The sequence below is a fragment of the Rhodoferax sp. genome (genome assembly GCF_010365055.1).
GTDB lineage: Bacteria > Pseudomonadota > Gammaproteobacteria > Burkholderiales > Burkholderiaceae_C > Rhodoferax.
Genome location: NZ_JAAFHA010000134.1, coordinates 1 through 7,181 on the forward strand (window position 1 = coordinate 1; position 7,181 = coordinate 7,181).

Sequence of the window (7,181 nt, forward strand, 5' to 3'; positions counted from 1 at the left end):
TGCCTTATGACAAAGATGGGCTAGGGCTTGGTTCTTTATGCAGCGCTGACTTCGTTTCGCAGGCTGCGGGGTTGCATGCCATTTGGTTTGACCTCAAGCTTGCCCGTGGTGCCGCGCCAGCAAGGCCCGGCGGAAAACCGCCGTGTTGTTTTGGAGAGGCTGTTTGGATCAGTGGTGTTACGTCCCGCATAGAAATAGTCTCGCAGACTCACCCTATTGAAGGATAAAAAAGGGGACGTGTCTCACCGTAATTTCGGCTGGACACGCCCCTGTTGCAATGCGGGACGGATGTTTGTACCGGGCTAAAACGGCGGCGTTCTCCACGGATGCTCGGGGTCGTACAGAATTTGCTTGCTTCGTTGACGGCGCATGAGTTGACTCAAGTACCGCCTCTCGAACGCCATGAGCATGGCCTGCAGGCAATCGAACGTGGCACATGCCACCTCATCCGACAGCGCCTCGGGGAACAGACCGTCTTCCAGTGCGGCCAAGCGTTTCAAGTATTTCTTGCGCTTCACTGCAACTCCTCGATGGCCAGCTGCAAAATCTCGTCGGGCAGATGGTTGAGCCCTTTAGGCACAGCCAGTCGCATGGCGGTGCACAGAATGGTGCCGGCATTGCGTGGCAGCCCCTTGGAGGCCTGGCGCACGATCTCCAACCCCGAGTCGCTGAGCAAGGTGCCCGTGGCGCCTGCGCTCTTGAAGGCGTGAGCAATAAGTTTGGCGAAACGCTCGCGCTGCACCACCGGCTTGAGCTCGACGCGCACCTGAATACGGCTGGCCAGCGCCGCATAAGGGGCCCGCTCCAGGGTCTGCGCCAAGGCCGGATGCCCCACCAGCCAGACGCTGATCAGATCGCGCGAATCAAACGCAAAGTTCAAGAAAGCTGGCAGATCACGAAAGAACTCCGGCGGCAGATTCTGCGCCTCGTCAATGATCCACAAGGGCGTCGTCTGCTTGGTGTCGACCAACTCATGAATGCGCTGCTTGATGTCGCGCCACAGTTGTGCGCGCCGGTAGTTGGGCTCGATCCCCAGCGCACGTGCCAGCCCCCGGTAGATATCGACGCGCCCGAAGTCGGTCTCGGCCTGGTAGAGCACCAGATAGCGGTGCGGGTTGAGGGACTTGGTGATGTTGCGCAGAGCCGCCGTCTTACCCACGCCGGGCTCGCCCGTGAGCAGGCCAACGCCGGGGGAACTCAGCAGCCAGTTGAAACGCTCTGTCAGATGCGCCAGGGTGCCATCATCCCAGGGCTCGGTGAGCTCTTTGCCCAATGGGGCGTGGCGCAGGCCAAAGTGTTGAAGGTACATCTCAAGCCTCCCGTGCAGTTGTTGTCGACGGTGCCGGTGCACCAGCGTAATACTGCTGATGGGCGAGTTCCACCAAATTGGGGCCAGCACCGCCGGGGCCGCGCTTGGGAGCGCTGCCAGTCACACTGGCGCCATCATCGTCACCCGGCTGCTCAGGTTTGCGGCGCACCCGATGCAAATTGGCTTGTCTGTCGAGCGCCGTGGCGTCTCCCAGCGACTCGCCCGCATCGCTCTCAACCCCAATGACGCGTGCGCCGTGGGGGTCCACCACCAACTTGACGGTCTTGCCTGCCAACTCGTAGGGCACCTCAAACGGCTGGCCAAGATAAGACACGGTGCCGTCCTTCTTCACGAAGCGGCTGACGCGGTGATAAAAAAGCGAATCAAGCGTTGCCGCCTTGGCGCCCAGACTGCGGATGCGAGGGAGGTCTTGCTGGTAGCGCGCCAAGGGGGTCATGCCGCCCAGGGCAGCGTGGCCGGTGCGGTGATAGACATGCTCCAGCCAGGCCCACAGCCGGGCGTTCAGATCAGCCAGGTCGGTGATGCGGCGCGCATCGAGTTCGCTTAAGAACTGGTCACGAAACGTGCGGTGCCAGCGTTCCAACTTGCCCTTGCCTTCGGGCGCGTAGGGCCGACAGAAGATCAGATGAATGCCCAGGCGCGCACACAAAGCCTGCAAGGTGGCGGCGCGGTAGGCGGCGCCATTGTCAACCACCAGCTTGGTAGGTATTCCCCGGCGCAGGAGTGCCTGCTTGAGCACGCCTTCGATGTCCAGGGCCGTCTCGCCCAGGCAAAAGGCGCTGTGGGTGACCAGGCGTGAGGCATCGTCAAAGAGTGACACCAGGTAGGTCTTGCGCATTTGCCCATTGAGGGCCAGGCGCGGACCATGCATCACATCGCCGTACCAGATGGAGCCGGCGAACTCGGCGCCAAAGCTGCGTTTCTCCTCGGGCAGGCTGACAGAGCCGGTGATGCTGGAGAGTCCGTGTTGTTGCAGCAGTCGATGGATGGCCGATCTGGAGAGGCTGTGGTTGGCTTGTAGACCGGCAGACTCCAGCAGCCGCAGGATCTGGCGAACTGAGCGCCTGGGGTTCTCTCGCTTGGCCGCCAGCACAGCTTCTTGCAGCGCTGGCGTGAGCTTGGACTGGCCACGGTCTACGCGCACCTTGGGAATCAGGCCATCGATGCCGTCTTTGCGCCAGGCGTAGTACCACGCCTCAATGGTCTTCTCGCCCAGGCGAGTGCGCTCTGAGCCGGGAATGGCGTACTCGCGTTGGGCCATCTGTCGAATCAGCTGCTGTAGTTCGCCACGTTCGAGGCGCTCGCGGCTGACCAGTTGGCCCAGCACGGAGAGCCGAAATAATGCTATGGAATCGATCTGTTTCATGAACGTACACCTTGAGTTGAAGAGGTGCCGATGAGACTGCGGATCGGATGTTTGCGAAAGTGGGCAAAGTGTGTGGGGTACCTCAAACGGGGACAAATACGCTGTCTGCTATAGATTGGGGGTCAGCACATCATGGGACGATCAGGTCCTGATCGAGCCAGGCCATGGCGACACCCAGGCCCATGGCGTTCAGGACGCTGCGCCACAGTGCTGGCGTATCGGGCTCGCGCCCCAAATCGGCACAGCGGCTGCGCAGGTGAAAGACGAAGACATCGCTGCGCTGGTCAAGCCAGTCGCGCCAGCGCCGGATGGTGCGCCGCCCAAACTGCGTGCAGCGACTGCAGTGGTGCAGGGAGACTCCGGCGAGCAACAGCAGCAAGACCACCTGCTGCACCGACCAGTCGTACCAACGCCTGGGGGCGATGCACAGCGGCAGGCGTGAGCAGGTGTGAAGACACGCAGCGCACAGGAAGCGCGCAATGGCCACCGGGTTGAGTGCCCCGCCACCACCAGGTCGGCGGTCGGCCTTGCGGTGTTATGCAGAGCTCTGCATAACACCGCTTATGCATAGTCCCCTGTTATGAATAGCATCACATCGCCCAGCTCGCCCCACCGTGGTGGGCGGCTGCAAGGCAGACTCGGCGGCTATTCATAATTACAGCGTCCTGAGAAACTCCAATAGTTCGTCCGGGGCGTGATAGCGCCTGATCTTGGAGTCAGGCTCCTGCATTCGGGCGAGCGCCTGCTCCTTCATCGCTAGATTTGCCTCGACGTAATGATGCGTAGTTGTAGGACTTTCGTGACCCATCCATAAAGCAATTTCTTCAATAGGCGTTCCTGATTGCAGCATGTGCATTGCCGTTGTGTGCCGGATGGTGTGCGGTGATATTTGTCGGCGTTTGGCGAGATCCGGAATGGTTTTTGCGGCGGTTTGCACAGCAATATCCAAACGCTTTGAAACGTTGTCCCGCGTCATCACTTGGCCGTCTCGATTCGGTAGTAGCGCCGAGTTGGGCCCGAGCTGCGAATTCAGTCTGAGCCAGGCCCGTACTTCCTTCACGGTGGTGTCCCATAACGGCAATGAGCGCCGCTTTCGCCCTTTTCCCATGAGATGCACACAGGCAGCGCTGTCCAGAATAACGTCGGCCACGCGCACGCCGATGATTTCGGAGACCCGCGCGCCGGTGTTGTACATCAAGCCAAACAACAAATGATCGCGCTGGCTGATCCAACTGCTGCCCGGTGAACCGATCACCGCCAGCATCTCTTCGCGCGATAAGAATCCCAGTATCGGCCGCTCAAAGCGCTTCACTGGCACGCCCAGCGCTTGCTCAATGATCTGCAGGGACGCGACATCACGATGGGCGGCGAACTTCAGAAACGCCCGCAGCGCTGCCAAGCGTGCATTGCGACTGCGCACTGCGTTGCCCCGGTCTTTCTCCAAATGGTCGAGGAAGGCTAGGATCAACTCAGCCGTGATGTCCTTCATCGTCAATGCCGTCGGCGACTTTGCACAGCGCTTGGAGGCATAGTCCAGAAACAACATGAAGGCATCACGGTAGGTCGCCACTGTTCGCGGACTCAGCGCCCGGTGTTGGGTCAGATGCTCAGCGAAGAACGCCTGCACGAGTGCCGGGAAACTCGGGGGTACGGCGGCGCGCTTGGGCCTACTCATCGCCAAACCTCGGTGCCTGGGCGAACTGCTCGAACTTGGCACCCGCCAGTGCCATCAGTTCGGGCACCCCAGTGAGGTACCAGTAGGTATGGGATATATCAGCGTGCCCCAAGTACGTGCAAAGTGACAACATGGCCTGATCAACATCAATGCCTTGTTCATGCCAGCGCATCACCGTCCTCACGGCAAAGGTATGACGTAGATCATGAATGCGAACACTGCCATGTGCGCCGCGATTGACCCAGCCCAACTTATCGCGCAGCGCAAGGAAGACTCGGTGCACTTGGCGGTCCCCCAAAGGTTGACCAAGTAGTCGGCCCCGTGTACCAATAAAGAAAGTGGTCTCCGCTGTGGTGCCGATCTGCTGACAGCGAAGTTGCCGGTAATGCGCCAGTGCTTGGATCGTGCTGGAATGAAGAGGCAGTCGGCGTGACTTTGCAAACTTGGTCTGGCGCACGACCAGTGTGCCGTCCTGGAGATCGACATCGCTGTCCAGCAGATTCAATGCTTCAGACACTCGCAGACCAGCGCAGGCGATCAGCCCAAACAACGTCTCGAATGTGGCTGGGCGCAAGCTGTTCTGCGAATCTATGTGGCGGGCAGCGTCCAGCAGCGCCACAATCTCGGCTTCCTGATAGATGTGTGGTGCCACGCGTCCAGGTATCGGGCCAAAGACCGATTCGTCGGGTAGTCCTGTGAGGGGTTCAAATTGACGCATCCACCTGGCAAAGGGCCTGAGCATCTTGAGCCGCCTGGCACCCGTTTCCGCTTTATGGTCCGGCGTTTGATCCTGGCGAGCCCAGTTGACCATCAGATCGCAGGTTAGCGGTCCACGGTGATGCACACAACTCACGTAGCGCGCAAAGCTGGCCAAACCCTTCGCCATGCCGTTCAGCTTAAAACCAAGGCGCCGACGCTCGGTGATGTATTCGTCTACCTTCACCTGCAGGCCCGTTGTGGCGCTCATGTTGCGCTCCCTGGCCACGGCATTGCAACCGCAACCAGCTTGCGATTGTCCAGCTTGGCATAGATGCGGGTCGTGTTCAGCGAGCGGTGGCGCAGCACATCGGCCACGTCCTTGAGTGAACTTCCGCCTTCCAATAATTGGCATGCCAGTGTATGGCGCAGCGCATGGGAGCGGCCATGATTGAGGCCAATGCGTCGGTACGCATTGCGGATGATTTTTTGTATTGCATCGGATCCGATGGGTTTATCACGGGGAGCCATTGTGCGTACAAAGACTGCAGAGTTTGTGGTTTTAGGGCGCTCGTGCTGCAAGTAATCGGCCAAAGCACGGCCGGTCACTTCAGGCAGCGGAAATATGTCCTGGCGCCGCGACTTGGTGCTTCTGAGCGTCACCGTTGCGGCGCGCCAGTCAATGTCCGTCAATTGGAGTTTGGCCACTTCACTGCTGCGTAACCCCAAGTCCAGCGCGCATCGCACAATGGCGTAGCCACGCAGCGGAGACGCTACCTCGGGGGTGAACGAGGCCAACAAGCGTTCAACATCGACGGGTTTTAGCGCGCGCGGCAACGATGCCAAACCCCAGTGCGCTGGCGAGGAAATTGCGCCAAGCAGTCCCTGAATCTGGTCGCCACAGGTTGATCGGTAACGCAAGTAGCTGCGCAACGCCGAGGCCAATGTAAAAGCATTGGAGACGGTGTCCACCAGTTTCATCTGTACCGCAATGAATTGACGTACATCGGATGGTTGTAACTTACCGATGACGACAGGGCGGTCTACAAATTTGTGCAGCAGCAATCGCCCAATGATGCGCAGTTGGCCGCACCGTGTGCCAGCGGTCAGGCCACGCGCGTTGCACATGTGATCATCATACCGACGCAGTTCATCGGCGATCGGGCCAACCGGCTCTGGTACCTTCGGGATTGCACTCTGAGCTCGAAGCACTATTAGCAGGTGTCCCAGCGCGGCCCGCAAATCCCCGTAAACACGCACGACCGGACATGGGCAGTTACAGCTTCGCAGGTGTTGATCTAAAAACTGCCGGATGGACCGCTCATCTACCTGGGGAACTTGCAGGCCGCACTGCGACATCCAATGGGCGAAGTGAGCAACACAGGTGAGGTAACCCCTGGTCGTGACGCTCGCATAACGGCCCTGGCGCAAATATGCCTCGTAAGCATCAATGTGCGGCGCAAGCGCGCTATTGCGTAACCACGTCTGGGGCGTGGGGTGAAGTGAGGCAACGAAGTCCATGGCAATCTCCTGTAGTGGAGTTGCCAGTTCAGTTGATTGCAGAAATTATGTCTACTGCTTCGCACCCCACCATCCCGATAAGCCAGTGTTTATGCGGTGTTTGAGAAAATTCGCGCCGTTGCTATTCATAACAGGGGACTATGCATAAGCGGTGATAACAGCCGTGGCCCCAGAGCTTGCAGCCGTTGCAATGCGGACAATTCGGTGGACGGTAGGCTTCACAGCCGGATTCGAGCGCAGCAACATGCGCCTCAAGGGTGGTGATGCTCGCTACAATTCTGTGCATAGGCTGGTCTTTCTGTTGTTAGGTTTTGGTTTCGACACCACAAACATTAACAAAAGGATGACCGGCCTATCTTGTTTGCAACGCAAGGTCACAAGATGTCTACTGCCAGGGGGAGGCCTCCGGCGGCCTGGCGGGGCCAATTAAAAATCATCCAAACCACCAAACCACCAAATCCCTTCAACGTTCAGTCCCGCAATACATTCGGGCTCGGTACGGGTAACGCCATAAAAAGACCCGGGACAAAACGGGGGTGACGATCCTCAGATGTCGACGGACGTAACAAGTGGGTTGACGGTGGGGCGTCACC

General features: G+C 59.2%; 8 protein-coding genes. 1 reads left to right on the top strand and 7 read right to left on the bottom strand.

Features of this window, described 5'->3' with window-relative positions; genetic code table 11:
* On the top strand, positions 1-227 hold a 227-nt coding region (locus GZ093_RS19125), incomplete at its 5' end, for a hypothetical protein (protein ID WP_296489155.1).
* 75 nt (positions 228-302) lie between these two features.
* Here GZ093_RS19125 and GZ093_RS19130 read toward each other — a convergent pair.
* From GZ093_RS19130 to GZ093_RS19160, 7 genes are all read right to left on the bottom strand, one after another.
* A complete protein-coding gene (locus tag GZ093_RS19130; protein WP_296489157.1) occupies positions 303-518 on the bottom strand; it encodes a hypothetical protein in 216 nt (71 codons plus the stop codon).
* Positions 515-1,309 (bottom strand): ATP-binding protein, encoded by a 795-nt coding sequence (locus GZ093_RS19135; protein WP_296489159.1) that lies wholly within the window; start codon positions 1,307-1,309, stop codon positions 515-517. The genes GZ093_RS19130 and GZ093_RS19135 overlap by 4 nt, the downstream gene beginning before the upstream one ends.
* A gap of 1 nt (position 1,310) precedes the next feature.
* Positions 1,311-2,696 carry a DDE-type integrase/transposase/recombinase gene (locus GZ093_RS19140; protein ID WP_296489161.1) on the bottom strand — a complete coding sequence of 462 codons (1,386 nt, stop codon included), beginning with the start codon at positions 2,694-2,696 and terminating at the stop codon, positions 1,311-1,313.
* 130 nt (positions 2,697-2,826) lie between these two features.
* Positions 2,827-3,183, bottom strand: a complete 357-nt coding sequence (locus GZ093_RS19145; protein WP_296489163.1) for a hypothetical protein — start codon at positions 3,181-3,183, stop codon at positions 2,827-2,829.
* Between the two features lie 168 nt (positions 3,184-3,351).
* Positions 3,352-4,371 carry a tyrosine-type recombinase/integrase gene (locus GZ093_RS19150; RefSeq protein ID WP_296489168.1) on the bottom strand — a complete coding sequence of 340 codons (1,020 nt, stop codon included), beginning with the start codon at positions 4,369-4,371 and terminating at the stop codon, positions 3,352-3,354.
* Positions 4,364-5,314, bottom strand: a complete 951-nt coding sequence (locus GZ093_RS19155) for a tyrosine-type recombinase/integrase (RefSeq protein WP_296489164.1) — start codon at positions 5,312-5,314, stop codon at positions 4,364-4,366. Before GZ093_RS19155 ends, GZ093_RS19150 begins: the two co-directional genes overlap by 8 nt.
* A gap of 20 nt (positions 5,315-5,334) precedes the next feature.
* Positions 5,335-6,588, bottom strand: a complete 1,254-nt coding sequence (locus tag GZ093_RS19160) for a site-specific integrase (RefSeq protein ID WP_296489166.1) — start codon at positions 6,586-6,588, stop codon at positions 5,335-5,337.
* Positions 6,589-7,181: the final 593 nt, after the last annotated feature.

What these genes read in the sequence shown, in the direction of transcription:
- GZ093_RS19135 (WP_296489159.1), bottom strand. Translation starts at nt 1,309, where the DNA reads ATGTACCTTCAACACTTTGGCCTGCGCCACGCCCCATTGGGCAAAGAG.
- GZ093_RS19140 (WP_296489161.1), bottom strand. Translation starts at nt 2,696, where the DNA reads ATGAAACAGATCGATTCCATAGCATTATTTCGGCTCTCCGTGCTGGGC.
- GZ093_RS19150 (WP_296489168.1), bottom strand. Translation starts at nt 4,371, where the DNA reads ATGAGTAGGCCCAAGCGCGCCGCCGTACCCCCGAGTTTCCCGGCACTC.
- GZ093_RS19160 (WP_296489166.1), bottom strand. Translation starts at nt 6,588, where the DNA reads ATGGACTTCGTTGCCTCACTTCACCCCACGCCCCAGACGTGGTTACGC.